The sequence below is a fragment of the Ralstonia sp. GX3-BWBA genome, assembly GCF_003290055.1.
GTDB classification, from domain to species: Bacteria; Pseudomonadota; Gammaproteobacteria; order Burkholderiales; family Burkholderiaceae; genus Ralstonia; species Ralstonia holmesii.
Window position 1 is genome coordinate 298,780 of sequence record NZ_QMKS01000009.1, and the last position, 24,936, is coordinate 323,715.

The window sequence follows — 24,936 nt, forward strand, 5'->3', positions numbered from 1 at the left end:
TCTGGCATAATCCTCGTTTCTCCACCCGGCAAGTGATTCGAGGGCTGGTCGCACGGTGGCTCCTACCATGTGAGCACCTGAAGCGCGCCGCGAATTGGCTACCTCTACCCCAGGGCCCATCATGAAAGAAGGCATTCACCCGAATTACCGCGAAGTCGTGTTCCAGGACATGTCCAGCGACTTCAAGTTCATCACCCGCTCGACCATCCAGACCAAGGAAATGATCACGCTGGACGGCAAGGAATATCCGCTGGCAAAGATCGAAGTCTCGTCCGAATCGCACCCGTTCTACACGGGCCAGCAAAAGGTTCTGGACACGGCAGGCCGCGTGGAAAAGTTCCGCAACAAGTTCGGCAGCAAGATCGGCAAGGCTGCCAAGTAATACCGGCGCCGGAGACGGCTCACCAGATGGCCCGTCTCATTGGTCAGAAAAAGGCAGCTCCGGCTGCCTTTTTTGTTTCTCGGCACATGGTAGGCCGTTGGCTCGGCCCCTCTTTACGATCCGCACGTCGCTGTGCAACCCCGACCGGGCTCGCCCGGTCTGACACTCGATGAACACCACCCGCGTCTCGCGCATCCGCCTGACTGCTGCCGCCACCCGCGAGTTACCGCGTTGGCTGCTGCTCGCCATCTGCGTGATCTACGGCCTGTCAGGGCTATTCTCGCGCGACCCGTGGAAGAACGAAGACGCCGCCGGCTTCGGCGCGATGTGGACGCTGGCCACCGGCAACGCGCAGGACTGGCTAATGCCGAACATCGTCGGGCGCCCCATCGTGCAATCGGGGCCGCTGGTGTTCTGGATCGGCGGCGCGTTCATTCGCCTCTTCGGACAATGGCTCGGGCCGGCGGATGCGTCGCGCCTGGCCACCGCCCTCTTCTTCTTCGTCACCAGCGCATGCATCTGGTATGGCGCCTATCTGCTGGGTCGCCGCGCGGAAGTTCAACCGTTTGAATTCGTCTTCGGTGGCCAGCCCAACACGCGCGACTACGGCCGTACGCTGGCCGATGGCGCGCTGCTGATCTTCCTCGCCTGTGTGGGCCTGGCACAGCGCGGTCACGAAACGACACCGCTGGTCGGGGCGCTGTGCTTCGTGGCGGTTGCGGTGTATGGCTTGATCCGGGCGCTCGACAAGCCGGTACACGGCAGCCTCATCTATGGCATCGGCATCGGCTGCCTGTCGCTGGCGGGCGGCCCAATCCTGCCACTGACAATCATGGTGGCCGTGTTGATCGCCGCGCATGCCACGCGTGTGCTGCCGCTACGGCCGCTTCTGACAGTTGCGCTGCCCGTGTCGCTCACGCTGGGATGCTCATGGCCGGCGATGGCGTACTTGCTGGCAAATAATCCGACTGACGCGGTGACGTACGTCCGCGAATGGGCGCGCTTCGATCGCCACCAATACGCTGGCCCGACGGCTCATTCGCTCGGCTTTGTCGCTCGCAACCTGCCACTATTCGCATGGCCAGTCTGGCCGCTGGCTGCATGGGCGTGGAAGAGCTGGGGCGGCATGCGCACCGCTCCGCATATCACGTTGCCGTTGGCCGTCCTGCTGCCGCAGCTAGTGCTGCTGCTCATGCAGCCCCACCCGGGCGACGACGGATTCCTGCTGCTGATTCCACCGATGGCCGTGATGGCGACGTTCGCGCTGCCGACGCTCAAACGAGGCGCCATCAGCGCAATCGACTGGTTTGCGCTGCTGGCCTTCACCATCCTGGGCGGGACGCTATGGCTGCTGTGGATCGCCAAGATGACGGGCTTTCCGCCTCAGCTCGCGCGCAACGTGTATCGCATCGTGCCGGGCTATCGACCCGAGTTCAGTTGGACAGCGCTGATCAGCGCGCTGCTCGTGACCGCGGCGTGGGTGCTCATCGTCGTCTGGCGCACATCGCGGGCGCCCAAGGCCATCTGGCGTGCAGTGGTGATCTCGGCCGCCGGCACGACACTGATGTGGGTGCTGATGATGACGCTGTGGCTGCCCACCATCAACTACGCCAAGACATATCGCGACGTCGCGCAGTCGGCCGCCCTTGCACTGCCGCGTACCTACACGTGCGTGCAGCCGATCCGCATGGGCGATGCGCAACTTGCCTCGTTTGCGTACTTCGGCCACATCCGTTTTGGTAGCGCCGAAGACAACTGCGACATCCTGCTGCGCCACGACCCGTACGACTACGGCGCACCGACGAGCGTCTCCAACTACGAGTGGCGCCTGGTCTGGGAAGGCCGCCGTCCCGCCGACCGCGACGAGCACTTCCGCATGTACCGCCTGACCGAGGCTGCTGCCGCCACACATCCGCCGCCGACACCGGCAACCACACGCCGGCGCAAGCTACGCCAATAACGTTTCCGTAGCACCCACATGTTTGTCGCCGACGTCCGCCGCATTACCGAACTGGCTTGGCCGGTACTGATCGGCCAGTTGGCTGTCATCGCCTTCGGCGTACTCGATACGGCGATGGCCGGCCGCGCCTCTGCGGCAGACCTCGCGGCCATCGGGCTCGGCGGGTCGATCTACGTGACGGTGTACATCAGCTTGATGGGCGTGCTGCAAGCGCTCTCGCCTATCGCCGGACAACTCTACGGAGCGCAAAGGTACGGCGAGATCGGCGAAGAAGTGCGCCAGGCAGTTTGGCTCGGACTGGTGCTCGCGGCAATCGGCATGCTGATCCTGTGGTTCCCAGCCCCGCTGCTGCAACTGGCAAACGCCACGCCGGAACTCACCGAGAAAGCCACCGCCTATTTGCGGTATGAAGCGCTCGCATTGCCTGCGGCGCTCGGCTTCCGGATCTACTCTGCGTTGAACAACGCGCTGTCGCGCCCGGTGATGGTGACGATGCTGCAGCTCGCCGGCCTCGCCATCAAGTTTCCTCTCAACGCCTTGTTTCTCTATGGAGGCATGGGCGTCCCTGCGATGGGCGGCCCGGGCTGCGCACTCGCCTCGATGATCATCAGCTGGCTGTGGTTCGTCGCAGCGGCCGCCATCCTGATGCGCAATCCGGCTTATAAGCCCTTCGCGATTTTCGCGCACTACTCGCCCCCTAACCGTGCGCGGCTGTGGGCACTGGTACGCCTGGGTGTGCCGATGGGCTTCACCTACCTGATCGAGATCACGTCGTTCACGTTGATGGCGATCTTCATCGCGCGCCTTGGCACGGTGGCACTGGCCGGGCATCAGATTGCCGCCAACCTTGGAGCGGTTGCGTACATGGTGCCGCTGTCGCTATCGATCGCGACATCCACGCTGGCAGCGCAATCAATCGGGGCCCGCGATCGCGTAGCAGCTCGGCGCATCTCGCTGAACGGCATCAAGTTGGCGGTGATGTGTGCGGTCATCGTTGGCGCGGCCGTGTTGTTCTTGCGGCGCGAGTTGGTCAGCCTCTACACGCACGATGCCGCTGTCCTGGCGATTGCGGTGCCGCTGCTGCCTTTCATCGCCTTCTATCAGATGTTCGATGCGCTGCAAGTCATGACAGCGTTCATCCTGCGCGCATACAAGATCGCTCTCATCCCAACCGTCATCTATGCGCTATCGCTGTGGGGTGTTGGCCTTGGTGGCGGCTATGCGCTCGGATTTGGGCTGTTGGGGGACGTTGCCGCGGCACTGCGCGGGGCAGCCGGCTTCTGGGCCGCCAATGGACTCAGTTTGATGGTGGCTGGCGCGTTGCTGGTCAGCTATTTCAATCGCGTAAGCCGCGTTGCCGATTAAAGCGAGCCATTCACACTCACTTTAAAGCAGCATCAATCTTGATTGGCTTGCATTGAATGCAAAGCGCAAAAGAAAAAACCCGCTGCAAGCAGCGGGTTTTGATTTGGCGGAGCGGACGGGACTCGAACCCGCGACCCCCGGCGTGACAGGCCGGTATTCTAACCGACTGAACTACCGCTCCGTGTCGGTTGCAAAATCAGCTAGAGACTGATTTTGCTAATGAGCTTCTGGTTAAGCTCTTGTTTTGGCGTCCCCTAGGGGATTCGAACCCCTGTACTCACCGTGAAAGGGTGATGTCCTAGGCCTCTAGACGAAGGGGACAGAAACTGTTTTGCAACGCTTTCTGTCTTACGCTGCGAAGTCCGCTACTATAACGAACTTTTTTGCGTTTTGGAAGCCTCTTTTCAAATTATTTTTTGAATCGAATCTTCCGGCATTTTGGTGGAGCTAAGCGGGATCGAACCGCTGACCTCTTGCATGCCATGCAAGCGCTCTCCCAGCTGAGCTATAGCCCCGAGGTACTGCCTTTTACTGCTTGCTTCTCACTGCATTTCGCTTCGTGTTGCAGCGAAAACAAGAGTATAGGGGATGTATTTAGCGCTTGGCAATACCCTTCCGCAAAATTTTTTGCGCCGCACACATCACGCCGTTAGACGACGCAGAACAACGTCGCGGCCGAACAATTCCAGCACCGCATCAATCGACGGCGTTTGCAGTTGTCCTGCCACCAGCAGGCGCACCGGCATCGCCAGCTTCGGCATCTTCCAACCCTGTGCCGCGAGCACTTCCTTGAAGGCGGCGCCAATGGCCTCGCGCTTCCACTCAGGCAGCGCGCCGAGCTTCTCAGCCAGTGCGGCAATGCCCGGACGCACATCGTCGGTGAGGTGCTGCGCAGCCAGTGCCGGATCGACAGCCAGATCCGTGCGATAGAACAGCAGCGCCGTTTGGGCGACTTCACGAAGCGTGTTGGCGCGATCCTTCACCAGCGCAATCACGTCGGCCAACACGGGGCCGCCATCCACCTTGCCACCCAGCTCTTCGATGAACGGCTTCACCAGACCAGACAGATGCGCGTTGTCGGCCTGCTTGATGTAGTGGTTGTTCAGCCAGGCGAGCTTCTCAGGGTTGTATTGCGCGGGCGACTTGCCCAGGTGCTCGAGATCGAACCATTCGATGAACTGCTCGCGCGAGAAGATCTCCGCGTCGCCGTGCGCCCAGCCCAGGCGGGCAAGGTAGTTGACGATGGCTTCTGGCAGATAGCCCGCATCACGATAGCCCGTAACAGCCATGGCACCGTGGCGCTTGCTCATCTTCTCGCCCTGCTCGTTGAGCACGGTCGGCAAGTGAGCGTAAACCGGCGGCGTACCGCCTAGCGCGCGCAGGATGTTGATCTGGCGGGGCGTGTTGTTGACGTGGTCGTCGCCGCGAATCACATGGGTGATCTGCATGTCCATGTCATCCACGACCACACAGAAGTTGTACGTGGGCGTGCCATCAGGGCGGGCGATCACGAGGTCATCGAGTTCGTCGTTGGAGATCTCGATGCGGCCCTTCACTGCGTCGTCCCACACGACACTGCCCCCGATGGGGTTCTTGAAGCGGATCACAGGTTGCACGCCCGCTGGCGGCGTCGGCAAAACCTTCCCCGGCGCGGGGCGCCAGGTACCGTCGTAACGGGGCTTCTCGCCGCGCTCGCGTTGCGCTTCGCGCAGGGCGTCGAGCTCTTCGGTGCTCATGTAGCACGGGTAAGCCAGTTCCTGCTGCACCATCTGCGCGACCACGGCGCGGTAACGGTCCATGCGCTGCATCTGGTAGAACGGGCCTTCATCGATGTCCATGTCCAGCCAGTCCATCGCCTCCAGGATCACGTCGACGGCTTCCTGGCTGGAACGCTCCACATCGGTGTCTTCGATGCGAAGGATGAAGTCTCCCTTCATCTTGCGTGCGAAGGCCCACGGATAGAGTGCCGAGCGGATGTTGCCGAGGTGGATGAAGCCAGTGGGGCTGGGGGCGAAACGAGTGCGTACGCGCTGTGTCATAGGAATGGCTGAACGAATAAGGCCGCGTGGTCGGACCCTGAGCGCGGATCCTGAGCGGCCTCTATCAAAACCGAAATTATAGCAACCGCGCCACGCATATCCGGCCGACCTGTCGCTGAACTTTGGCACAATGGCGGCCAGCCGCAGTGCGCTCGGTTACGACTGAACATCACTGCGCGGCATACCAAACCGCCCAACCTCCTCATGCAACGCCGCCTCTTCCTGGGCGCCGCCGGCGCCTCCATCCTCTCCGCCTGCACCGTGACGGGTTTCTCGTCCAGCAAAACTGAAACGCCAGTCACCCCGGCCTCGGCCGTGCTGCCGCCCACGGCCCAGCCGGCCACACAACCCGTGCGGATCGGGTTGGCACTGGGCGGCGGTGCCGCGCGTGGTTTTGCGCACATCGGCGTCATCAAGATGCTGGAAGCCCAAGGCATTCAGATCGACTTCATCACCGGCACGAGCGCGGGTAGCGTGGTGGCGGCGATCTACGCGTCGGGCATGTCAGGGCTGGAAATGAACCGCATGGCGCTCAAGATGGACGAGGCCATGATCGCCGACTGGGCGCTGCCCTTCGGCACGCGCTTCGGCGGCTGGCTCAAGGGCGAGGCGCTGGAGAAGTACATCAACCGGCTGGTCAAGCAGAAGCCCATCGAACAGATGCACATTCCACTGGGCATCATCGCGACGGACCTGGCTAGCGGCAAGCCGATCCTGTTCCGGCGCGGCAATACCGGGCAGGCTGTGCGTGCGTCGTGCAGCATCCCAGGCGTGTTCCAGCCGGTAACGATCAGCGGCCGCCAATACGTGGACGGCGGCCTGGTGGCGCCCGTGCCGGTTACGTACGTCAAGCAGATGGGCGCTACGTTCGTGATTGCGGTGAATATCTCGGCAGACCCGTCCAACCAGGCGGTATCGGGGCAGGCGAGCATGCTGCTGCAGACGACGGCCATCATGGGCCAAAGCATCAACAAAACCGAGCTGGCCCAGGCGGATGTGGTGATCACACCGTCGCTGCCGTTCGTTAAGGGCAGCGACTTCACCGCGCGCAACGAGGCGATTCTCGCGGGCGAACAGGCTGCCCAGGCTGCCATGCCACTGCTGCGGGAGAAGCTGCATCTGACGCAAACCATCGTCGGCACCCCGCTGCCGCCGCACTGATACCCCTCACAGGCAACAAAAAAGACCGCCAAGGCGGTCTTTTCTAATTGGGCAGCAGCGAATCAACCGCCGTACATTGCCAGCGGCTTGCCGGCAGCGTTCGGATCGACGCGCTTGAGTTGCTCGACAAAGTTGTCGGCGCCGTCCTTGATTGCGGCGCCTGAGTTGCCTTCGATGCGGCGAGCGCCGTTATAGCGCGTCACCCAGTACGAGGCGGTCATGTCATCCACGCGGATCTTGCTGCCCGTGGACGGCGCATGTACAAACTTGTTATCGCCGATATAGATACCGACGTGCGAAAAGGTGTGGCGCATGGTATTGAAGAACACCAAGTCGCCGGGACGCAGTTCAGCTGTTTCTACGCTGGTGCCGACACGGCTCATTTCCACAGCGCGGCGCGGCAGCAGGAAACCGAAGGTGTCGTTGAAGACGTAGCGGACGAAGCCGCTGCAGTCGAGGCCCGATTCCGGCGTGTTGCCGCCGAAACGGTAGCGCAGGCCGATCATGCCCAGTGCGTTCATGACCACGTCGCCGGTCTTGCTCATCACGTTCGAGATGAGGCCCGATTTGGCTTCGGGCTTGACGTCGGCGCGGACTTCCGTGTCCTTGAAGACCGTATCAGCATGCACTGCATTCGACACGATCACGCCGCAGCCGATCACAACCCCTACCGCCAGACGCGCCATGGAATGAAGTACGAAATGCTGCATTGGTTCTCCCTCGGAAACTCGTAATGATGCGGCCAAGATATGGCACCGCAAATGAGAACAGTCCGAATCTTGTTAAAACAATCTCGCAGGATGATAAAAGTGACACTTTGACTTGTCAAAGGTCGTTACAAATTCTCCGGAATCCACAGGCAAATCAGGCACTTAGACATGACTTTAGATGCGCATTCTTACAAAAACAGCGCATCAGAACTGCACTGATTCGGGGCAAAAGCATTGGGTTTTAGGGGTTATCCCGCGCAGGGATGAGTGAGGCAGCCGCCATCAGCTTGCAGGTATAGGGGTGTGAGGGGGACGCCAACACCGCTTCAGTGTCGCCCTCTTCCACCACTTTTCCATCCTTCATCACCACCACGCGATGTGACATCGCGCGGATGACAGCAAGGTCGTGGCTGATGAATAGATACGACAGGTTGTACTTTTTCTGAAGGGCGGACAGCAGCGAAAGCACCTGCTGCTGGATCGACACATCAAGTGCGGAAGTCGGCTCATCGAGCACCAGCAACTGCGGCTTGAGGATCAGCACGCGGGCAATGGCGACGCGCTGGCGCTGCCCGCCCGAGAATTCATGCGGATAGCGGCCCAGCGCCGTGCGGTCCAAGCCGACCTCGCGCAGGGCTTCGATCACGCGGTGACGGCGCTCTGTGACGTTGACATGGGGTTGGTGCAGCGCCAGCCCTTCGCCGACGATCTCCTCGATCGTCATGCGCGGCGACAGCGAACCGTAGGGGTCTTGAAACACCACCTGCATGCGCGCCCGCACAGCGCGACGCTCGTCGCGCGAAATGCGCAGCAGCGAGTTGCCAAGGAAACGCAGGTCACCGCTCTTTGCCGCTTGCAGACCCAGCAGCGTCTGCGCGAGCGTGGTCTTGCCAGAGCCCGATTCGCCCACGATGCCGAGCGTCTCGCCTTCGCGCAGTTGCAGCGACACAGAATCGACCGCGGTAAACGGATCGGTTCGAAACCAGCCGGCAAACCCCGGGCGATGGCGTTCGTAGGTGACCGTCAGCTTGTCGGCTTCGAGCAGCACGGGCGCAAGCGGCACCAGCGGCAGCACGTCCCGCTGCGGGCGGCTCTCAAGCAGGCGCACGGTGTACGGATGTTGGGGTGCGGCAAATACGTCGGCCGTGTTACCGATCTCGACCAGGACGCCCCGCTCCATCACGCCAACGCGCTCGGCAAAGACGCGCACCATGTTCAGGTCGTGCGTGATCAGCATGATGGCCATGCCGAACTCGGCCTGCAGCTCGCGCAGCAATTGCAGGATCTGCATGCGCACCGTCACGTCCAGCGCGGTGGTTGGCTCGTCGGCCAGCAGAAGCTTCGGCGAGCACGCCAGCGCCATGGCGATCATTGCGCGCTGGCGTTGGCCACCCGATAGCTGGTGCGGGAAGGCGTCAAACCGGCGCGGCGCCTCGGCAATGCCGGTGCGTTCCAGCAGCGCAATCGCGCGTGCCTTGGCGGCGCGCTTGTCCAGGCCTTCGTGCAGCTCCAGCGTTTCGACGATCTGGTTGCCGATCGTGTACAGCGGATTGAGCGCCGTCATCGGTTCCTGGAACACCATGGCGACATCGGCCCCACGCAGGCCGCGCATCTCCCGCTCGCTCGCGGCAAGCAGGTCACGGCCTTCGAGCAGGATGCGGCCGCTGTATTGCGCGTCAGCCAACAATCGCATGATCGATAGCGCGGTCACTGACTTACCCGAGCCCGATTCGCCCACCAACGCGAAGCGCTCGCCAGCGTGCAAGTCGAACGAGACATGCTTGACGGCTTCCGTGACCTCGCCGTGCTCGGATTCGAAATGCACGCATAAGTCATCCAGCCGCAGCAGCGGGCCGTCGTACTTCGGCGCGGAGGAACGCAGATCGACGCGGGTCATTTCACCCCCGCGGGTTTCTGGCGCGTGCGCAGTTGGGCGAACGACAGGCGCGTGTCGAAGGCATCGCGCAGTGCGTCGCCCATGAAGGTCAGCAGCACGAGGGTCAGCACGAGCACCACGAAAGTCGACAGCGAGATCCACCACGCATCCAGGTTGGCCTTACCCTGCGCGAGGAGTTCACCAAGGCTCGGTGTGGATGGCGGTACGCCAAGGCCCAGGAAATCCAGGCTGGTAAGCGCAAGAATGGCCGCGCTCATGCGGAACGGCAGGAAGGTGATCACAGGCGTCAGGCTGTTGGGCATGATGTGGCGCCACATGATCTGCCAACTGGACAGGCCCATCGCGCGCGCGGCCTTCACATAGTCGAGCGAGCGGTTGCGGTAAAACTCGGCGCGAACGTAATCCGACAGGCTCATCCACCCGAACAGCGACAGCAGGATGATGAGCAGCCCGAGGCTGGGGGTAAAGATCGACGCGAAGATGATCAGCAAGTACAGCTCAGGCATCGAACTCCAGATTTCGATCAGCCGCTGCGACACCATGTCGAAGCGCCCGCCGAAGAAGCCCATCAGCGCGCCAGTCAGCGTGCCGACCAGCACGCCCAGCACCGTGAGCGCCAGCCCGAACAGCACCGAGACGCGGAAGCCGTACAGCAGCCGCGCGAACACATCGCGGCCACGGTCATCGGTGCCGAGCCAATTCTCGGCCGAGGGCGGCGCCGGGTTGGGCTCCTTCGAAAAGTAGTTCAGCGTCTCGTACGAATACGGATTGGGCGGGTAAATCGCAAAGCTTCCCGGCTCCTTGAACTTGTCTCGGATGAACGGATCGAGGTAATCCGTCGGTGTTGGAAAATCCCCGCCGAAGGTCGTCTCGGGGTATGCCTTCACGATCGGGAAATACCAGTTGCCGTGATACTTGACCACCAGCGGCCGGTCATTGGAGATGCATTCAGCGCCCAGACTGAGCACGAACAGCACCACGAAGATGAGCAGGCTCCAATAGCCAAGCCGATGCTGCTTGAAGCGGCGCCACGCACGCTTGAGGGGCGACGGCGAGTGTCGCACCGGATGCGGCGCTGCCGTATTGGATGGATGCGTGGAAGTGCGCGAATACTGGGTCATGGTTGCCGGCCCGCCTATCGCCCAACCGAGCCGAAATGGATACGCGGATCGACCAGCACATAGCACACGTCGGAAATCAACCGTGCAGCCAGCCCAATCAGCGTGAACAGGTACAGCGTGCCGAGCACGACCGGATAATCGCGCCGCATCACCGCCTCATACGACAGCAGGCCCATTCCATCGAGCGAGAACAGTTGCTCGATCAGCAGCGACCCCGTGAAAAATGCTCCAATGAAAGCCGACGGGAAGCCCGTCACGAGCGGCAGCAGCGCGTTGCGGAAGATGTGCTTCCACAGCACGCGCCGCTCCGACAGCCCCTTGCTACGCGCCGTCAGCACATACTGCTTGCGGATTTCCTCCAGGAACGCGTTCTTCGTCAACATGGTGATGACGGCAAAGCTTCCCACCACCGACGCCATGACGGGCAGCGTGATGTGCCAAAGGTAATCCGTGATCTTGCCGAGCAGGCTGAGCTGATCCCAGTTGTCGGATGTGATGCCCCGGATAGGGAACCACTGGAAGAACGTGCCGCCGCCAAACAGCACAAGCAGCAGCACCCCGAGCACGAACCCCGGGATGGCGTAACCGACCAACACGATGATGCTTGTCACCAGATCAAACCGGCTGCCCGCCCGCACGGCCTTCGCAATGCCGAGCGGTACCGCTATCAGATACGTGAGAAAGAACGTCCATAACCCAATCGAAATCGATACCGGCAATTTCGACTTGATGAGGTCCCACACGCTACGGTGCTGAAAATAGCTCTCGCCCAAGTCGAAGCGCGCAAAACGGCCGAGCATCAGGAAATAGCGCTCGACGGGGCTCTTGTCGAAACCATACAGCGCGCGGATTTCCTTGATCTTCTCGGGATCGACGCCGCGACGGCCTCGATAGTCAAACGCGCCGCCACCACTGGCCTCGCCGCCGGCGCCGCGCCCTTTCATCTCCATCATCATCTGTTCGACCGGGCCACCGGGCACGAACTGGATCACGACAAACGTGAGCGTGATCACGCCGATCAGCGTCGGGATCAGAAGCAGCAACCGTTTGATCAGGTACGCGAACATGGTGTCACCGATGCGGTCATTTGGCAGCCGATTGGGCGGATTCCGGTGTCCGCCACCAGGCCGTCAGCACCCAGGCCTCGGCCGAGTAGTAATACGGCAGACGATCCGGGTACATCAGGTTCTTGTTGTAGGCCACGCGGTGCGAAGCCGAATACCAGTGCGGAATCACATAGCAGCCTTGCATCAATACGCGGTCGAGCGCGCGCGAAGCGATGACCAACTCGTCGCGGCTGTCAGCGCGCAGCACATCGTCGATCAGTGCGTCGACGGCGGGCGATTTCAGGCCGATCACGTTGTCCGAGCCAGCCTCGTCAGCCGCAGCCGAGCCGAAGCGGTCCTTCAGCTCATTGCCGGGGCTTTGCGAATCGGGAAAGCGCAGCGAGATCATGTCGAAATCGAACTCTTCCAACCGCTTCTGGTAAAGCGCGAAATCGGTCATGCGCTGGTTGACCTGGATGCCGAGCTTCTCAAGGTTGCGCGCATACGCCGCCATGACGCGGCTCATGGCGCCGCCGTCGTCGAGCATCTCGAAGACGAACGGTTCGCCCTTGCTGTTGCGCAGCGCGCCGTCAGCGTACGTCCAACCGGCCTGGGCCAATAGGCGACGCGCCTGCCGCAGGTTGTCACGCAGTGAGCTGGGAGGGTCAGTCGAAGGCGGCGCGGACAGCACGCCAAACACCTCCGGATCGAGCTTGCTGCGCAGCGGCTCCAGCAACGCCAGCTCGCCCTTGCTGGGCATGCCCGTGAGCGAATCCGACGCGGCCAGTTCGCTATTGGCGAAGTAGCTGTCGAGCCGGCGGTAGGCGCCATAGAAGAGTTGGCGATTGAGCCATTCGAAATCAAGCGCCAGCGCCAGCGCCTTGCGCACCCGAAGATCCTGGAACAGCGGCCGCCGCAGGTTCATCACAAAGCCCTGCATGCCCGCGCCGTTGCGATGCGGGAATTCGCTCTTGATCAGCTCGCCGCTGCGGAACTTCACGCCGACGTAACTCTTGGCCCAGTTCTTGGCGCGGTACTCAACCATGGCGTCGTACTCGCCGGCCTTGAAGGCTTCCAGGCGGGCGGTTTCATCCTTGTAGAGCTTGTACTGGATGCGCTCGAAATTGAACGAACCACGACGCACGTTCAGGTCACGGCCCCAATAGTCGGGATTGCGCCGAAAGGTAATGCCGCGCGATGGATCGAAACGCTCGATCACATACGGGCCGCTGGCAACCGGGTCCTGGAAGGTCAGTTTGTCGAACGCGACATCCTTTCCGCCGTCCGGGTCATCGGGCTTGCCGCTGCCCTTGCCCCACTTTGGCGAGAACACCGGCAGCCCACCGACGATGAGCGGCAGCTCCTTGTTCTTGCGCTTGAACTCGTAGCGGATGGTGCTCGCGTCCACCACCGTCACCTTGGCCACATCCGCTGTCATGCTGCGGTAGGCGGGGCTCGCGCCCTTGCCCATCAGCATGTCGTAGGAGTACTTAACGTCCGACGCGCGTACGCGATCGCCGTTGGAGAATCGCGCGCGGGAGTTGATGTGGAACGTAACCGAAAGCTCGTCGGGGGCGACCGTCACATCGTCCGCAAGCAGCCCATAGCCGCTGGCGGTTTCGTCCCAGCTCGTAATGAGCAGGCTTTCGAAGACAAGCTGATTCAGCCCCGGCGCCGACGTGCCCTTGATCGTGAACGGATTGAACTTGTCGAAACTCGTGCGCCGGTCGGGGTTGCCGAGCAGCAGCATGCCGCCGATGGGCGCCTTCGGGTTCAGATAGCCGAAGTTGGAGAAACCGGCCGGATATTTGAGGTCGCCATATTCGGCGTAGCCATGGGCCGCCCAGGCGGGCGTCACGCAGATCGCCGCCAGCAGGCTGACCAGCGCTATGGCTCGCTTGTGTGTCGCAACGCGCACGCTCATTGCGCCCCTTGCCCCCAATATCCTTGCATGCGTTGATCCGATTGATCGCTGTCTGAAAAACTGTTTTGGACGATTCTAACGCCCTCACACCGCAATCCCACCAATTCCGGCCCGGGGATCGTCCCGCATTGACAAGGCTGGCAGGGGTTGTGCGGCACTGCGCAAATGCGGAGCCGCCCCTCGCTTTCCGGTATGATCGCGCCCACCTAATTGCCTCGCGCCCCGGATACCGCCGCTGCGTCACCGCAGTGACGAGTAACCACGGCAACATACGGGCGCGACGTTGCCCCACATTTGTACGGAGAAACCATGGGATTCCTCGCTGGCAAGCGCATTCTGATTACCGGCCTTCTGTCCAACCGCTCGATCGCCTACGGCATCGCCAGTGCGTGCAAGCGCGAAGGCGCGGAACTGGCCTTCACCTACGTCGGCGAACGCTTTAAAGACCGCATTACGGAATTCGCCACCGAGTTCGACAGCAAGCTGGTGTTCGATTGCGACGTCGGCAGCGATGAGCAGATCGCCAAGGTCTTCGAAGATCTCGGCCAGCACTGGGACCACTTCGACGGCCTCGTGCACTCGATCGGCTTTGCGCCGCGCGAAGCGATTGCCGGCAACTTCATGGACGGCCTGTCGCGCGAATCATTCCGCATCGCGCACGACATCTCGGCGTATAGCTTCCCCGCGCTGGCGAAGGCCGCGCTGCCGATGCTCTCGCCCAATGCTTCGCTCCTCGCCCTGACCTACCTGGGTGCTGAGCGCGTGGTCCCAAACTACAACACGATGGGCCTGGCCAAGGCGTCGCTCGAAGCGAGCGTGCGTTACCTGGCCAGCGCTCTGGGTCCGAAGGGCATCCGCGCCAACGGCATCTCGGCGGGTCCGATCAAGACGCTTGCTGCATCCGGCATCAAGGATTTCGGCAAACTGCTCAAATACATGGAAGACGTGGCACCACTGCGCCGTAACGTCACCATCGAGGAGGTTGGCAACGTGGCGGCGTTCCTGCTGTCGGATCTGGCCAGCGGTATGACTGGCGAGATCACGTACGTGGACTGTGGCTTCAACGTGACCGCCGGTGTGCCGGACGTCGTCGGCCAAGGCTGATGCGTTAATGCACTAACGCATGCGCGCGCCATCTTAGGAAGGCGCACGCGTGCGGAGCAGACAAAGAAAAAGCCCGCATGGCGCAAACCATGCGGGCTTTTTGACGTGCAGTGCAATGCGAGCCGTCACGTCAGCTCAACTCGCATCCGCCTGTTGTGTGCACTTCCCGCGAGAAGCGCCAAACTGGCGGAGACGGAGGGATTCGAACCCTCGATCCAGGTTTTGGCCCGGATGCTCCCTTAGCAGGGGAGTGCCTTCGACCTCTCGGCCACGTCTCCCAAACTTGCGTCGCACGAAGGAGCCCGTGCAACGAAGCGCGTATTCTAGCCACTTCACCCCACCCGGTCAACGACAACTGCATGACACGCGGTGAGAATCTGTGGCCCCTTGGGGTCGCCACCCCGGCCATCCGGTGCCAGCTCAGCCGATTACGCCTGATCCAGCTCGAACGCCTTGTGGAGCGCGCGCACGGCCAGCTCCATGTACTTCTCATCGATCAGCACCGAGATCTTGATTTCCGAGGTGGAGATCATCTGGATGTTGATGCCCTCTTCCGACAGCGTGCGGAACATCTTGCTGGCGATACCCACGTGCGAGCGCATGCCCACACCCACCACCGAAACCTTCGATACCTTCGGGTCGCCCGACACGCTGGCCGCACCAATATGCGCCTTCACGCTGTCGTTCAGGATCGCCAGGGCGCGCTGGTATTCGCCACGCGGCACGGTAAAGGTAAAGTCCGTCTTACCTTCCACCGACTGGTTCTGGATGATCATGTCGACGTCGATATTGGCATCGGCGACCGGGCCCAGGATCTGATAAGCGATGCCAGGCTTGTCCGGCACACCGATCACGGTGATCTTGGCTTCGTCGCGGGCAAAGGCGATGCCGGAAATGGCGGCGGCTTCCATGTTCGAATCTTCCTCAAAAGTAATCAGCGTGCCCGAGTTCATCTCGACGTCGAGCGGCATCAGCGGGTCGGTCAGCGACGACAGCACGCGGGTCTTCACGCGGTACTTGCCGGCAAACTCCACCGAGCGAATCTGCAGCACCTTGGACCCAAGGCTGGCCATTTCCAGCATCTCTTCGAAGGTGATCTTGTCCAGGCGACGGGCGTCGTCCACCACGCGCGGGTCGGTCGTGTACACGCCGTCGACGTCGGTGTAGATCAGGCATTCGTCGGCTTCGAGCGCCGCGGCAACCGCCACGGCCGAGGTATCCGAACCACCACGGCCCAGCGTGGTGATGTGGCCTTCGCCGTCGATACCCTGGAAGCCGGTAATGACGACCACGCGACCGGCGTCCAAATCAGCGCGCACGCGCTCATCGTCGATCGACTGGATGCGTGCCTTGGTGTAGGCCGAATCGGTCTTCACCGGCACTTGCCAGCCCGTGTAGCTGCGGGCATCGATGCCTTCGGCGTGCAGCGCGATGGCCAACAGACCCACGCTCACCTGCTCGCCGGTCGAGGCAATCATGTCGAGTTCACGCGGGTCGGGCTGGGCCGAAATCTCTTTGGCCATGCCCAGCAGGCGATTGGTTTCGCCAGACATGGCCGACGGAACGACCACGATCTGGTGACCTGCACGGTGCCACTTGGCAACGCGCTTGGCGACATTCTTGATGCGTTCAACCGAACCCATCGAGGTGCCACCGTATTTGTGAACGATGAGAGCCATCTTGGAAAGATCTGGAGGAGGCGGAGCGGTGCAAAAGCCTTTGAAAATACAGCAATTTGCATCGATCGGCAAGCAATCCGCCAGTGACGATGTGTGTCAGGAGGCACTCCCCCCCGTCGCTGACCACGTGATTTCCCAGCCAGCGCCGCCATGCGTGGCCGCCCGGTTCATCCCCAACCCCGCCGCAAATACGAGCACTTCGCCCGCATACAGGAGCGGCAAACGCTGGCGTCCCCAGGCAGGAATGCCGGCCTCCTGATACGCCTGTTTGAGCGCGCGGGACGGCCCCCCAGGGCGCAGTACGATACGTTCTCCACCGCGGCGGGACTCCAGCGACAGCGGCGCCTGCAAGGTTTGCACCGCAATGCCATCGCTTGCCACGGGGGCAAACAGCAGCGCCCCACCCCATGCGGCCACATTCACGCGTTGCTCAGTTCGATGCACCGGCTCGAACTGCGTCGCCCCAATGGGTACCGCGACCGGCTCCGATGCATCGTTGGCGCCAGCGTCGAGCCATGCAACGCCGCGGTAGCGCCTGACTTCCCCCGTCGGCAATTGAATGCGCAGCGCACCGTCGTCTCGCGCATCAATCAGTTGCGTACGCAGATCCTCGAGGCGCCGACTCGACAGCGCACGCATGCCCGCTTCCGCCAACCACGCTCGCAGCACCGCACGCTGGCGCGGCTCGGACAGCGCAATCAACGCCACCACATCCAGGCCATCCGCGGAAGCGATCTGCATCAAATCGGCCCGTGCAATCTCGTCGATCAGCGCGGCCGCATCCGCCAGATGCGTCGCGCTGCGCGAAAGCGCTTCGCGATACGCCGGGAAATGATCCGCCATGCCCACAAGCAGCGGACGCAACGCATTCCGTGCGTAGCGTGCGTCGGTGTTGGACGGATCCTCGACCCAGCTGAGCGCGTGCGTATGTGCGTACAGCTCGATCTCGCTGCGCGGCGCATCGATCCACGGACGCAGCAATGTAACAGTGCCCGCCCGAGCCATCGGCATGGCTGCGAGGCCGTCGAGGCCAGCGCCGCGCATCAATTGCAGCAGCACCGTTTCGGCTTGGTCATCCTGATGATGCGCCGTCAGCAGAATGGAGGCGCCTGTTTCCGCGCAAAGCGCTTCGAGCGCGGCGTATCGGGCTTCGCGCGCCGCTTGCTCAACGCCCTGCCCCGCATCGACCGCCACATGGACGCGACGTGCATGAAACGCGACGCCAGCTGCTTCTGCCATGCGTTGGCAGGCGCATTCCCAGACATCGGCATCGGCCTGCAAACCGTGATGGATATGCAGTGCAACGAGCTGCACGCGTGCGCCCGAATCACGCCACGCAGCACTTGCGTGCAGCAGCGCGGCGGAATCGCGCCCGCCCGACAGGGCAATCGCCACGATTGGCGCTTCGGCCCCGCCAGAAGCAACAAAGGCCGCACACGCGGCAACGCGTTGTGCGACCTTGTTGACGAGCTCAGCCGACGAATCAGCGAACTTCGGTTTCCTTGAACTTGCCATAAGCCATCAGGCGCTCGTGACGGCGCGTCTGGAGTTCCGATGTCTTCATGCCCTGGAACTGGCGCAGCGATTCGGCCAGCGCGCGCTTGAGCATCGTCGCCATGTTCTTCGGATCACGGTGTGCGCCGCCCAGCGGCTCGTTGACGATCTTGTCGATCAGGCCCAGAGCCTTCAGACGATGCGCGGTCAGACCCAGTGCCTCAGCGGCTTCCGGTGCCTTCTCTGCGGTCTTCCACAGGATCGATGCGCAGCCTTCCGGCGAGATCACAGCGTACGTCGCGAACTGCAGCATGATCACGGAATCGCCCATGGCGATGGCCAGTGCGCCGCCCGAACCGCCTTCACCGATGATGGTGGCGATCAGGGGCACCTTCAGGCCGGCCATCACAAACAGGTTGTGACCGATGGCTTCGGATTGACCGCGCTCTTCCGCATCAATGCCTGGGAATGCGCCCGGCGTATCGACGAACGTGAAGATCGGCAGGCCGAACTTGTCCGCCAGCTCCATCAGGCGCTTGGCCTTACGGTAACCCTCGGGCTTGGACATGCCGAAGTTGCGCAGCGCGCGCTCCTTCGTGTCGCGGCCCTTCTGGTGACCGATCACCATGCAAGGTTGACCATTGAAGCGCGCCAGACCGCCCACGATCGACAAATCATCGGCGAAAGTGCGATCACCGTGCAGTTCGTGGAAGTCGGTGAAGATCTCGCGGACGTAATCGAGCGTGTATGGACGCTGCGGGTGTCGGGCGATCTGCGCGACCTGCCATGGCGTCAGGTTGGCGTACAGATCTTTGGTGAGCTGCTGGCTTTTCGAAGCCAGGCGGGAAATTTCTTCAGAAATGTCGACAGCGGAATCGTCTTGCACGAAGCGAAGTTCTTCGATCTTCGCCTCAAGTTCTGCGATCGGCTGCTCGAACTCCAGGAAGGTTGTTTTCATGGATCTTCTGAAAGGCTCTTGAAGGCGCGCATTCTACCGGATTTTGACCGCCCGGCGACGCGCTCCGTTTCATCGAAATGAACAGCTCAATAGGTGGTTGCCGTATCGAGGCTGCGCCACATATACCAAGTCGCCACGGTGCGCCAAGGTTCCCAGTTGGCGGCAACTTCCCGCGCTTCGCTGCGAGTGACGGGTTCGCCACTGAAATAATTCTGTGAAATCGCGTTGATGAGTCCGATGTCGTCCAGCGGCAGCACATTCGGACGCATCAGGTTGAACATCAGGAACATCTCGGCCGTCCATCGACCGATGCCCCGGATTTGCGTCAACTCAGCAATCACATCCTCATCTTCCATCTCGGCCCATTTGGCGACGTGCACGGTGCCGTTACGAAAGTGATCGGCCAAGTCAAGGATGTATTCCGCCTTGCGCTTGGACAGGCCGCAACCCGCCAGCTTCTCCTGGCCGGCGCGCAAAAACTGCGCAGGCACGAGCTTCGGGCACACAGCCACGACCCGTTCCCACACCGACTGCGCTGCCTTGACCGAAATCTGCTGCCCGACAATCGACCGCGCCAGCGTGACGAACGGGTCGCCGCGGGAAGCCAAGTGCGCCGGACCATACGTCGGGATGATCTTGCGCAGGATACGGTCACGCTTCATTAGGTCTGCGCAAGCTTCTTGCCAGTATTCGGGCGGGCCCGAAAGCACCACTTCCGCCGACACAGGCAGCGCCTCGTTGGTGGCGAGCGTTTCAGGCAGCGGTACCTTGCTCACAGGCGCGCGTTTGGCCGGCGCCTTGGTGGCCTTGATCGGCGCGCTCTTGGCAACGACCGTCTTGCTCGCCACCCCGTCGACTTTCCTGGCGACCGCTTTTTTGGCAGCCGGCACCTTCACCGCCGGCGCTTTCTTGGCGGCGGTGCTGCGCACTACGTTGGCTTTCTTGGCCACCGCGTTCATGCGCGTCTCCATTCGGTCAAGCCACCCGGTTTGTCTTCCAGAACGATGCCGGCGGCAAGCAACTCGGCACGGATGGCATCGGCGCGGGCGAAATCGCGGGCAGCCTTGGCCGCGCGACGCTCTTCGATACGCGCTTCCACTTCTGCGGCGTCCAAGCCATCGGCCGACACGCCGCCCTGCAGGAACGCGTGCGGATCGCGGCCCAGCAGGCCCAGCACACCGGCCAGCGCAGCCAGTTGGTTGGCCAGCTCGGGCGAGCGCGTCTTGTTCACTTCGCTCGCCAGCTCAAACAGCACCGACACGGCAACCGGCGTGTTGAAGTCGTCGTTCATCTCTTCGAGGAAGCGCTTGCCGTGCGACTCGCTCCAGTCCGGCTTTGCGCCCGCAGCGGCGGGCACATCCTTCAGCGCGGTGTACAGGCGCGTAAGCGCATGGCGCGCGTCGTCAAGGTGCGCGTCGCTGTAATTCAAGTCGCTCCGATAGTGCGAGCGCAGGATGAAGAAACGCATGACCTCCGCGTCGTACACCTTCAGCACGTCACGGATGGTGAAGAAGTTGCCGAGCGACTTCGACATCTTCTCGTCATTCACGCGCACGAAGCCGTTGTGCATCCACGTGTTGACGAACGTCTTGCCGGTCGCGCCTTCGGACTGGGCGATCTCGTTTTCATGGTGCGGGAACTGCAGATCGGCGCCGCCGCCGTGCAGGTCGAAATGTTCGCCCAGCAGTTCGCAGCTCATCGCGGAGCACTCGATATGCCAGCCTGGGCGGCCCTCCCCCCACGGCGAGGCCCAGCGCGACTCAGCAGGCTCGTCAGCCTTGGCGGATTTCCACAGCACGAAGTCGAGCGGATCCTGCTTGGCATCGTTGGCTGCCACACGCTCGCCGGCACGCAGGTCTTCGAGCGACTTGCCCGAGAGCTTGCCGTAACCGGGGAACTTGCGCACCGCGTAGTTCACGTCGCCGTCGGTAGCCTGATAGGCGAGGCCATTCGTCTGCAGCCTGCCGATCATGCTCAGCATCTGCGGCACGTATTCAGTGGCGCGGGGCTCGTGGTCGGGGCGCTGCACGCCCAGCGCATCGGCGTCTTCGTGCATGGCGGCGATGAAGCGGCCGGTGAGCGCACTCATCGTCTCGCCGTTCTCGACCGCACGCTTGATGATCTTGTCGTCGATGTCGGTGATGTTGCGCACGTAGGTCACCTCGTAACCTGCCGCGCGCAGCCAACGCTGCACCATGTCGAACACCACCATGACCCGCGCATGCCCGACGTGACAGTAGTCGTACACCGTCATCCCGCATACGTACATGCGCACGCGGCCGGGCTCGATGGGGACGAACGTCTGTTTCTCACGCGCGAGCGTGTTGTAGATCTTGAGTGATTCCATGAAGCGGTGTCGGGAGACTCAGCGCGCCGCGCATGCGAGGTACAACGTTGCGGGGCGGACCAAATTGGAGGCAATCGGCGCCGGCGCGGCGCCTGCAAAACTAGCGGCATATCTTACCGGAACTGCGCTGACGAGGCGGCCTGCCTGTGCGTCTGGCATGCTCCCCGTCAAGAACCTCCCCCGGCGCGCAAGGCCGCTGCTGCGCACAAAGACGGTTTGTTAGAATGCGGCGGAGTATAACGGAACCGATTCTCATGAACAGACCGCTGCGTCAGACCGCTGCAACCCTGGCTTGCCTGCTTGCCATGTCGGCGGCACCGGCCTTCGCCCAGACCGCCGGCTTCGCCTTGCCGGCCGATTTGATGCCCAGCACGCAGCAAGCGCCGCAGGTCGCGCGCCAGAAGCGTATCGACGACGCGTTGGCCAAGAAGCAATACACCGAGGCACTGGCCGAGCTGGACAAGGACGTCGCCTCCCAGCCGCGCAACGCGCAGGCACGCTTCCAGCGCGGCGTGGCACTGGCCGGCCTGGGCCGCGCCGACGATGCCATCGTCGCCTTCAGCCAGATGACGCAGGACTTTCCGGAACTGCCCGAGCCCTATATCAATTTGGCTGCGTTGTATGCCGAGCGCGGCGAACTGCTCCGCGCCCGCGACAGCCTGATCATGGCGAACCGCGTGGCGCCGGAAAATGCGCTGGCGCAATCCAACCTTGGTGACGTCTACGTCCGCCTGGCCGCGCAGTCGTATCAGAGCGCGATCAAGCTGAACCCCAAGAATGCAGCCGCGCGCGCGCGTCTGGATGCCCTGCCCGATCTGCCGGGCGTGCACCCTGCGTCCAAACCCGCCACGACCACGCTGCCTGCAGCCAGCGGCGTGAGTGCCAAGCCGGCGAAGCGTCAATAAGAAGAAGACGCGGCCGATCCTGCTTTTCCCACCCCCCAGTTCTCTCTTTCTGACCATGCTCCGTATTCGCTCCCTCTTTGCCGGGCTCGTGTGTGCACTGGCCGTAACCGCCACCGCAGCCACGGCAGCCACCGCGTCCGCGCCACGCGTCCAGTTCAAGACGTCGATGGGTAACTTCACCGTTGAGGTGTATCCGGACAAGGCACCCAAGACGGTCGCCAACTTCCTGCAATACGTGAAGGACGGCTTTTACAAGGGCACGATCTTCCACCGCGTGATGGATGGCTTCATGATCCAGGGCGGCGGCTTCACGGCCGACATGAAACAGAAGGACACTCGCCCGCCGGTCGAAATCGAATCGAAGAACGGTCTGAAGAACGACAAGTACACGATCGCCATGGCGCGCACCATGGACCCGAACTCCGCCACCGCGCAGTTCTACGTGAACGTGGTGGATAACAACATGCTCAACTACCCTGGTCAGGACGGTTACGGCTATACCGTCTTTGGCAAGGTGGTCGATGGCACCGACACCATCGACAAGATCAAGGCGGTGGAAACCACCACCAAGTTCCCGCACCAGAATGTGCCTGTGAAGCCGATCGTGATTGAATCGGCCACCGTCGTCTCCAAGTAACGCTTTTTGCCCCACCCAAGGAATTCACTATGACCCAAGTCAAGCTGCACACCAACCACGGCGACATCACCCTGGCGCTGGACGCTGAGAAAGCACCCAAGTCGGTTGCCAACTTCGTCGCCTATGTGAAGGATGGCCACTACAACGGCACGGTGTTCCACCGCGTCATCAAGGGCTTCATGATCCAGGGCGGCGGCTTTGAGCCGGGCGAAAAGATGAACCAGAAGCCCACCAAGGCGCCGATCGACAACGAAGCCAACAACGGCCTGAAGAATGAGCGCGGTGCCATTGCCATGGCACGCACCAACGATCCGCACTCGGCCACCGCTCAGTTTTTCATCAACACGGTCGACAACGACTTCCTGAACCACACCTCCCCGACGCCGCAAGGCTGGGGCTACGCGGTGTTCGGCAAGGTGACCGAAGGCATGGACGTGGTCGACAAGATCCGCTCGGTGCGCACGGGCAACCGCGGCTTCCACCAGGACGTGCCGATGGAAGACGTCATCATCGAAAGCGCCGAAGTGATCGAATGATCGACGCAGCGCACGCCTCACAGGCCTCCGCGCTGAAGACACCGGTCCGGGTTTCCGGGCCGGTGTTTTTTATTTCGGATCTGCACCTGACGGCCAGCATGCCGGCCACCGCCGCCGCGTTCGAGCGCTTCCTGCGCACACGCGCCCGCGAGGCACGCACACTCGTCATCCTGGGTGACTTCTTCGAATACTGGGTCGGCGATGAAGAATTGGCTGATCCGTTCCACCAGCACATCGCCGGCCTGCTCGCAGAGCTTTCAGCGGCCGGCACGCGCGTGCTGTTCATGCATGGCAATCGCGACTTCCTGCTCGGCAAGCGCTTCTTGAACGCCGCGCACGCTACGCTGCTACCTGATCCCACCGTGCTGGAAGCGGATGATGGCCAGCGCATCGTGCTTGCCCACGGCGACGCCCTCTGCACGCGCGACACGGCCTACATGCGCTTTCGCCACTGGACGCGCAAGCGCTGGGTGCAGCGGATATTTCTGTCGATGCCGCTGCGCTGGCGGCTGAAGATCGCGCAGAAGATGCGCGCAGAGAGCGAAGCCGGCCGCGCCATATCCGCCAATGTCGCCGGCGAGCCCCGCGCCGCCGCGATGATGGGCGACGTCGCTCCCGAAGCGGTGGACGCGCTGCTCAAGGCATCAAACACATCCACGCTGATCCACGGCCACACGCACCGACCGCAATTGCATCACGAGCCGAGCGGCTGCCGCTGGGTACTTTCCGACTGGGATTTCGATCAAGCGCAACCGCGCGGCAGTTTCCTCAAACTGCAAGACGGCGCGCTGACGGTCGAGCAAGTGACGACATAAGCTGTCGCCACCGGCCCTTTGCTTACTTGAGCATCCGCTTCAGTTCGCTGGCATCGAACGGATCGTTCGGCGAGTTTTCCAGGTGTGCGCCCAGCCGATCGAGTGCAGAAAGAATCGACTCGATGCGCTCCTGCTGAAGCTCGCTGTGGTCGATCAGCCGTTTGAGCGCCAGCGATACCGGATCGTCCGCATCCGGCGTGATGCCGTAAGCAGAAAACTCCTGCTTGAGCGCAGACCGGGCCTCGGTAGCGACATCGCGTTCGATGATGCGCGCTGGAATGCCAACCGCCGTTGCGCCCGGCGGCACCGGCTTGAGCACGACCGCGTTGGACCCAACACGCGCCCCATCCCCGATGACAAAGCCGCCGAGCACCTTGGCACCCGCGCTCACCACCACGCCCTTGCCGAGCGTCGGATGCCGCTTGGCGCCCTTGTAGAGCGACGTGCCGCCCAGCGTGACGCCCTGGTAGATCGTGCAGTCGTCACCAATTTCGGCCGTCTCGCCAATGACGACGCCCATGCCGTGGTCGATGAACACGCGCCGGCCAATTGTCGCGCCGGGGTGGATCTCGATGCCTGTGAGGAAGCGGCCAAGGTGAGAGAACCACCGCCCCAGCAGTCGGAAGCCGCCGTGCCAACACGCATGCGCGATCCGATGGACGATGATGGCGTGCAGACCTGGGTAGCAGGTCAGCACTTCCCAGCGGCTGCGTGCGGCCGGGTCTCGCTCCATGATGGCGCCGATATCTTCGCGAATGCGTGTGAACATCTTGAGGTGTGTGGATCGTTATATCTATGTGCGCAATGCGCTGAGGGCAGTGTAAGGCATTGACTTACCGCGCTGCGGCAAGGGTTT

21 protein-coding genes and 4 tRNA genes are annotated in these 24,936 nt (G+C 62.3%); 9 read left to right on the forward strand and 16 right to left on the reverse strand.

The features are described from left to right. The first annotated feature begins 121 nt into the window (after positions 1-121). The 3 genes from DOD19_RS08880 (at position 122) to DOD19_RS08890 (ending at position 3,707) form a co-directional block, all read left to right on the forward strand. On the forward strand, positions 122-382 hold the full coding sequence (locus tag DOD19_RS08880; protein ID WP_004626237.1) for a type B 50S ribosomal protein L31: 261 nt from the start codon (positions 122-124) through the stop codon (positions 380-382). A 169-nt stretch (positions 383-551) separates the two neighbouring features. Next, the gene (locus DOD19_RS08885) at positions 552-2,342 is read left to right on the forward strand and encodes a glycosyltransferase family 39 protein (RefSeq protein WP_112185172.1); all 1,791 of its coding nucleotides are present in this window, start codon (positions 552-554) and stop codon (positions 2,340-2,342) included. An 18-nt stretch (positions 2,343-2,360) separates the two neighbouring features. Beyond that, a complete protein-coding gene (locus DOD19_RS08890; protein WP_112185173.1) occupies positions 2,361-3,707 on the forward strand; it encodes an MATE family efflux transporter in 1,347 nt (448 codons plus the stop codon). Between the two features lie 104 nt (positions 3,708-3,811). On the opposite strand, the gene DOD19_RS08895 is transcribed toward DOD19_RS08890, so the two are convergent. The 4 genes from DOD19_RS08895 to gltX all read right to left on the reverse strand — a co-directional run bounded on the left by DOD19_RS08895 (position 3,812) and on the right by gltX (position 5,746). Next, positions 3,812-3,888: transfer RNA gene (locus DOD19_RS08895), tRNA-Asp, on the reverse strand. A 64-nt stretch (positions 3,889-3,952) separates the two neighbouring features. Continuing rightward, a tRNA-Glu gene (locus DOD19_RS08900) sits at positions 3,953-4,028 on the reverse strand. 118 nt (positions 4,029-4,146) lie between these two features. Continuing rightward, a tRNA-Ala gene (locus DOD19_RS08905) sits at positions 4,147-4,222 on the reverse strand. 126 nt (positions 4,223-4,348) lie between these two features. Continuing rightward, the gene (gene gltX, locus DOD19_RS08910) at positions 4,349-5,746 is read right to left on the reverse strand and encodes a glutamate--tRNA ligase (RefSeq protein WP_112185176.1); all 1,398 of its coding nucleotides are present in this window, start codon (positions 5,744-5,746) and stop codon (positions 4,349-4,351) included. A 204-nt stretch (positions 5,747-5,950) separates the two neighbouring features. Here gltX and DOD19_RS08915 point away from each other — a divergent pair, with 204 nt between their 5' ends. After that, complete coding sequence (locus tag DOD19_RS08915) at positions 5,951-6,907, forward strand: patatin-like phospholipase family protein (RefSeq protein ID WP_112185178.1); 957 nt, start codon at positions 5,951-5,953, stop codon at positions 6,905-6,907. Positions 6,908-6,969: 62 nt separating this feature from the next. On the opposite strand, the gene DOD19_RS08920 is transcribed toward DOD19_RS08915, so the two are convergent. The 5 genes from DOD19_RS08920 to DOD19_RS08940 all read right to left on the reverse strand — a co-directional run bounded on the left by DOD19_RS08920 (position 6,970) and on the right by DOD19_RS08940 (position 13,605). After that, positions 6,970-7,617 (reverse strand): C40 family peptidase, encoded by a 648-nt coding sequence (locus tag DOD19_RS08920; protein WP_024975996.1) that lies wholly within the window; start codon positions 7,615-7,617, stop codon positions 6,970-6,972. A gap of 241 nt (positions 7,618-7,858) precedes the next feature. Further along, positions 7,859-9,514 carry an ABC transporter ATP-binding protein gene (locus DOD19_RS08925; RefSeq protein ID WP_112185180.1) on the reverse strand — a complete coding sequence of 552 codons (1,656 nt, stop codon included), beginning with the start codon at positions 9,512-9,514 and terminating at the stop codon, positions 7,859-7,861. Continuing rightward, positions 9,511-10,635, reverse strand: coding sequence for an ABC transporter permease (locus tag DOD19_RS08930; RefSeq protein WP_024975998.1), 1,125 nt, complete (start codon positions 10,633-10,635; stop codon positions 9,511-9,513). The genes DOD19_RS08925 and DOD19_RS08930 overlap by 4 nt, the downstream gene beginning before the upstream one ends. 14 nt (positions 10,636-10,649) lie before the next feature. Further along, positions 10,650-11,702 carry a microcin C ABC transporter permease YejB gene (yejB, locus tag DOD19_RS08935; protein ID WP_024975999.1) on the reverse strand — a complete coding sequence of 351 codons (1,053 nt, stop codon included), beginning with the start codon at positions 11,700-11,702 and terminating at the stop codon, positions 10,650-10,652. Between the two features lie 16 nt (positions 11,703-11,718). Continuing rightward, positions 11,719-13,605 (reverse strand): extracellular solute-binding protein, encoded by a 1,887-nt coding sequence (locus DOD19_RS08940; RefSeq protein WP_112185182.1) that lies wholly within the window; start codon positions 13,603-13,605, stop codon positions 11,719-11,721. Positions 13,606-13,914: 309 nt separating this feature from the next. On the opposite strand from DOD19_RS08940, the gene fabI reads away from it, so the two are divergent. Then, the gene (fabI, locus tag DOD19_RS08945; RefSeq protein ID WP_024976001.1) at positions 13,915-14,709 is read left to right on the forward strand and encodes an enoyl-ACP reductase FabI; all 795 of its coding nucleotides are present in this window, start codon (positions 13,915-13,917) and stop codon (positions 14,707-14,709) included. Positions 14,710-14,893: 184 nt separating this feature from the next. Here fabI and DOD19_RS08950 read toward each other — a convergent pair. The 6 genes from DOD19_RS08950 to cysS form a co-directional block, all read right to left on the reverse strand. Continuing rightward, positions 14,894-14,987 (reverse strand) — tRNA-Ser (locus DOD19_RS08950). Between the two features lie 150 nt (positions 14,988-15,137). After that, positions 15,138-16,388, reverse strand: coding sequence for an aspartate kinase (locus DOD19_RS08955; protein ID WP_024976002.1), 1,251 nt, complete (start codon positions 16,386-16,388; stop codon positions 15,138-15,140). Between the two features lie 96 nt (positions 16,389-16,484). Beyond that, positions 16,485-17,903, reverse strand: a complete 1,419-nt coding sequence (gene tilS / locus DOD19_RS08960) for a tRNA lysidine(34) synthetase TilS (RefSeq protein WP_112185184.1) — start codon at positions 17,901-17,903, stop codon at positions 16,485-16,487. Next, positions 17,872-18,840, reverse strand: a complete 969-nt coding sequence (locus DOD19_RS08965; RefSeq protein WP_112185186.1) for an acetyl-CoA carboxylase carboxyltransferase subunit alpha — start codon at positions 18,838-18,840, stop codon at positions 17,872-17,874. The genes tilS and DOD19_RS08965 overlap by 32 nt, the downstream gene beginning before the upstream one ends. Positions 18,841-18,926: 86 nt before the next feature. Next, complete coding sequence (locus tag DOD19_RS08970; protein ID WP_204360046.1) at positions 18,927-19,811, reverse strand: DNA-3-methyladenine glycosylase; 885 nt, start codon at positions 19,809-19,811, stop codon at positions 18,927-18,929. After that, entirely contained in the window at positions 19,796-21,187 is a 1,392-nt protein-coding gene (cysS, locus tag DOD19_RS08975) for a cysteine--tRNA ligase (protein ID WP_112185190.1), read from the reverse strand. The genes DOD19_RS08970 and cysS overlap by 16 nt, the downstream gene beginning before the upstream one ends. Before the next feature lie 254 nt (positions 21,188-21,441). On the opposite strand from cysS, the gene DOD19_RS08980 reads away from it, so the two are divergent. The 4 genes from DOD19_RS08980 to DOD19_RS08995 are packed head-to-tail and all read left to right on the forward strand — an operon-like array spanning position 21,442 to position 24,080. Further along, positions 21,442-22,092 (forward strand): hypothetical protein, encoded by a 651-nt coding sequence (locus DOD19_RS08980; RefSeq protein ID WP_112185192.1) that lies wholly within the window; start codon positions 21,442-21,444, stop codon positions 22,090-22,092. Between the two features lie 55 nt (positions 22,093-22,147). Further along, positions 22,148-22,729 (forward strand): peptidylprolyl isomerase, encoded by a 582-nt coding sequence (locus tag DOD19_RS08985; RefSeq protein ID WP_024976008.1) that lies wholly within the window; start codon positions 22,148-22,150, stop codon positions 22,727-22,729. Positions 22,730-22,758: 29 nt separating this feature from the next. Beyond that, positions 22,759-23,265 carry a peptidylprolyl isomerase gene (locus DOD19_RS08990; RefSeq protein WP_024976009.1) on the forward strand — a complete coding sequence of 169 codons (507 nt, stop codon included), beginning with the start codon at positions 22,759-22,761 and terminating at the stop codon, positions 23,263-23,265. Next, entirely contained in the window at positions 23,262-24,080 is an 819-nt protein-coding gene (locus DOD19_RS08995) for a UDP-2,3-diacylglucosamine diphosphatase (protein WP_112185194.1), read from the forward strand. Before DOD19_RS08990 ends, DOD19_RS08995 begins: the two co-directional genes overlap by 4 nt. 22 nt (positions 24,081-24,102) lie before the next feature. On the opposite strand, the gene cysE is transcribed toward DOD19_RS08995, so the two are convergent. Further along, a complete protein-coding gene (gene cysE, locus DOD19_RS09000; RefSeq protein WP_024976011.1) occupies positions 24,103-24,849 on the reverse strand; it encodes a serine O-acetyltransferase in 747 nt (248 codons plus the stop codon). Between the last annotated feature and the right edge of the window lie 87 nt (positions 24,850-24,936).

Bases quoted from the DNA above. Each gene is read 5' to 3' on its own strand.
- DOD19_RS08880 (WP_004626237.1), top strand. From the start codon at position 122: ATGAAAGAAGGCATTCACCCGAATTACCGCGAAGTCGTGTTCCAGGAC.
- DOD19_RS08885 (WP_112185172.1), top strand. From the start codon at position 552: ATGAACACCACCCGCGTCTCGCGCATCCGCCTGACTGCTGCCGCCACC.
- DOD19_RS08890 (WP_112185173.1), top strand. From the start codon at position 2,361: ATGTTTGTCGCCGACGTCCGCCGCATTACCGAACTGGCTTGGCCGGTA.
- gltX (WP_112185176.1), bottom strand. From the start codon at position 5,746: ATGACACAGCGCGTACGCACTCGTTTCGCCCCCAGCCCCACTGGCTTC.
- DOD19_RS08915 (WP_112185178.1), top strand. From the start codon at position 5,951: ATGCAACGCCGCCTCTTCCTGGGCGCCGCCGGCGCCTCCATCCTCTCC.
- DOD19_RS08920 (WP_024975996.1), bottom strand. From the start codon at position 7,617: ATGCAGCATTTCGTACTTCATTCCATGGCGCGTCTGGCGGTAGGGGTT.
- DOD19_RS08925 (WP_112185180.1), bottom strand. From the start codon at position 9,514: ATGACCCGCGTCGATCTGCGTTCCTCCGCGCCGAAGTACGACGGCCCG.
- DOD19_RS08930 (WP_024975998.1), bottom strand. From the start codon at position 10,635: ATGACCCAGTATTCGCGCACTTCCACGCATCCATCCAATACGGCAGCG.
- yejB (WP_024975999.1), bottom strand. From the start codon at position 11,702: ATGTTCGCGTACCTGATCAAACGGTTGCTGCTTCTGATCCCGACGCTG.
- DOD19_RS08940 (WP_112185182.1), bottom strand. From the start codon at position 13,605: ATGAGCGTGCGCGTTGCGACACACAAGCGAGCCATAGCGCTGGTCAGC.
- fabI (WP_024976001.1), top strand. From the start codon at position 13,915: ATGGGATTCCTCGCTGGCAAGCGCATTCTGATTACCGGCCTTCTGTCC.
- DOD19_RS08955 (WP_024976002.1), bottom strand. From the start codon at position 16,388: ATGGCTCTCATCGTTCACAAATACGGTGGCACCTCGATGGGTTCGGTT.
- tilS (WP_112185184.1), bottom strand. From the start codon at position 17,903: ATGGCAAGTTCAAGGAAACCGAAGTTCGCTGATTCGTCGGCTGAGCTC.
- DOD19_RS08965 (WP_112185186.1), bottom strand. From the start codon at position 18,840: ATGAAAACAACCTTCCTGGAGTTCGAGCAGCCGATCGCAGAACTTGAG.
- DOD19_RS08970 (WP_204360046.1), bottom strand. From the start codon at position 19,811: ATGGAGACGCGCATGAACGCGGTGGCCAAGAAAGCCAACGTAGTGCGC.
- cysS (WP_112185190.1), bottom strand. From the start codon at position 21,187: ATGGAATCACTCAAGATCTACAACACGCTCGCGCGTGAGAAACAGACG.
- DOD19_RS08980 (WP_112185192.1), top strand. From the start codon at position 21,442: ATGAACAGACCGCTGCGTCAGACCGCTGCAACCCTGGCTTGCCTGCTT.
- DOD19_RS08985 (WP_024976008.1), top strand. From the start codon at position 22,148: ATGCTCCGTATTCGCTCCCTCTTTGCCGGGCTCGTGTGTGCACTGGCC.
- DOD19_RS08990 (WP_024976009.1), top strand. From the start codon at position 22,759: ATGACCCAAGTCAAGCTGCACACCAACCACGGCGACATCACCCTGGCG.
- DOD19_RS08995 (WP_112185194.1), top strand. From the start codon at position 23,262: ATGATCGACGCAGCGCACGCCTCACAGGCCTCCGCGCTGAAGACACCG.
- cysE (WP_024976011.1), bottom strand. From the start codon at position 24,849: ATGTTCACACGCATTCGCGAAGATATCGGCGCCATCATGGAGCGAGAC.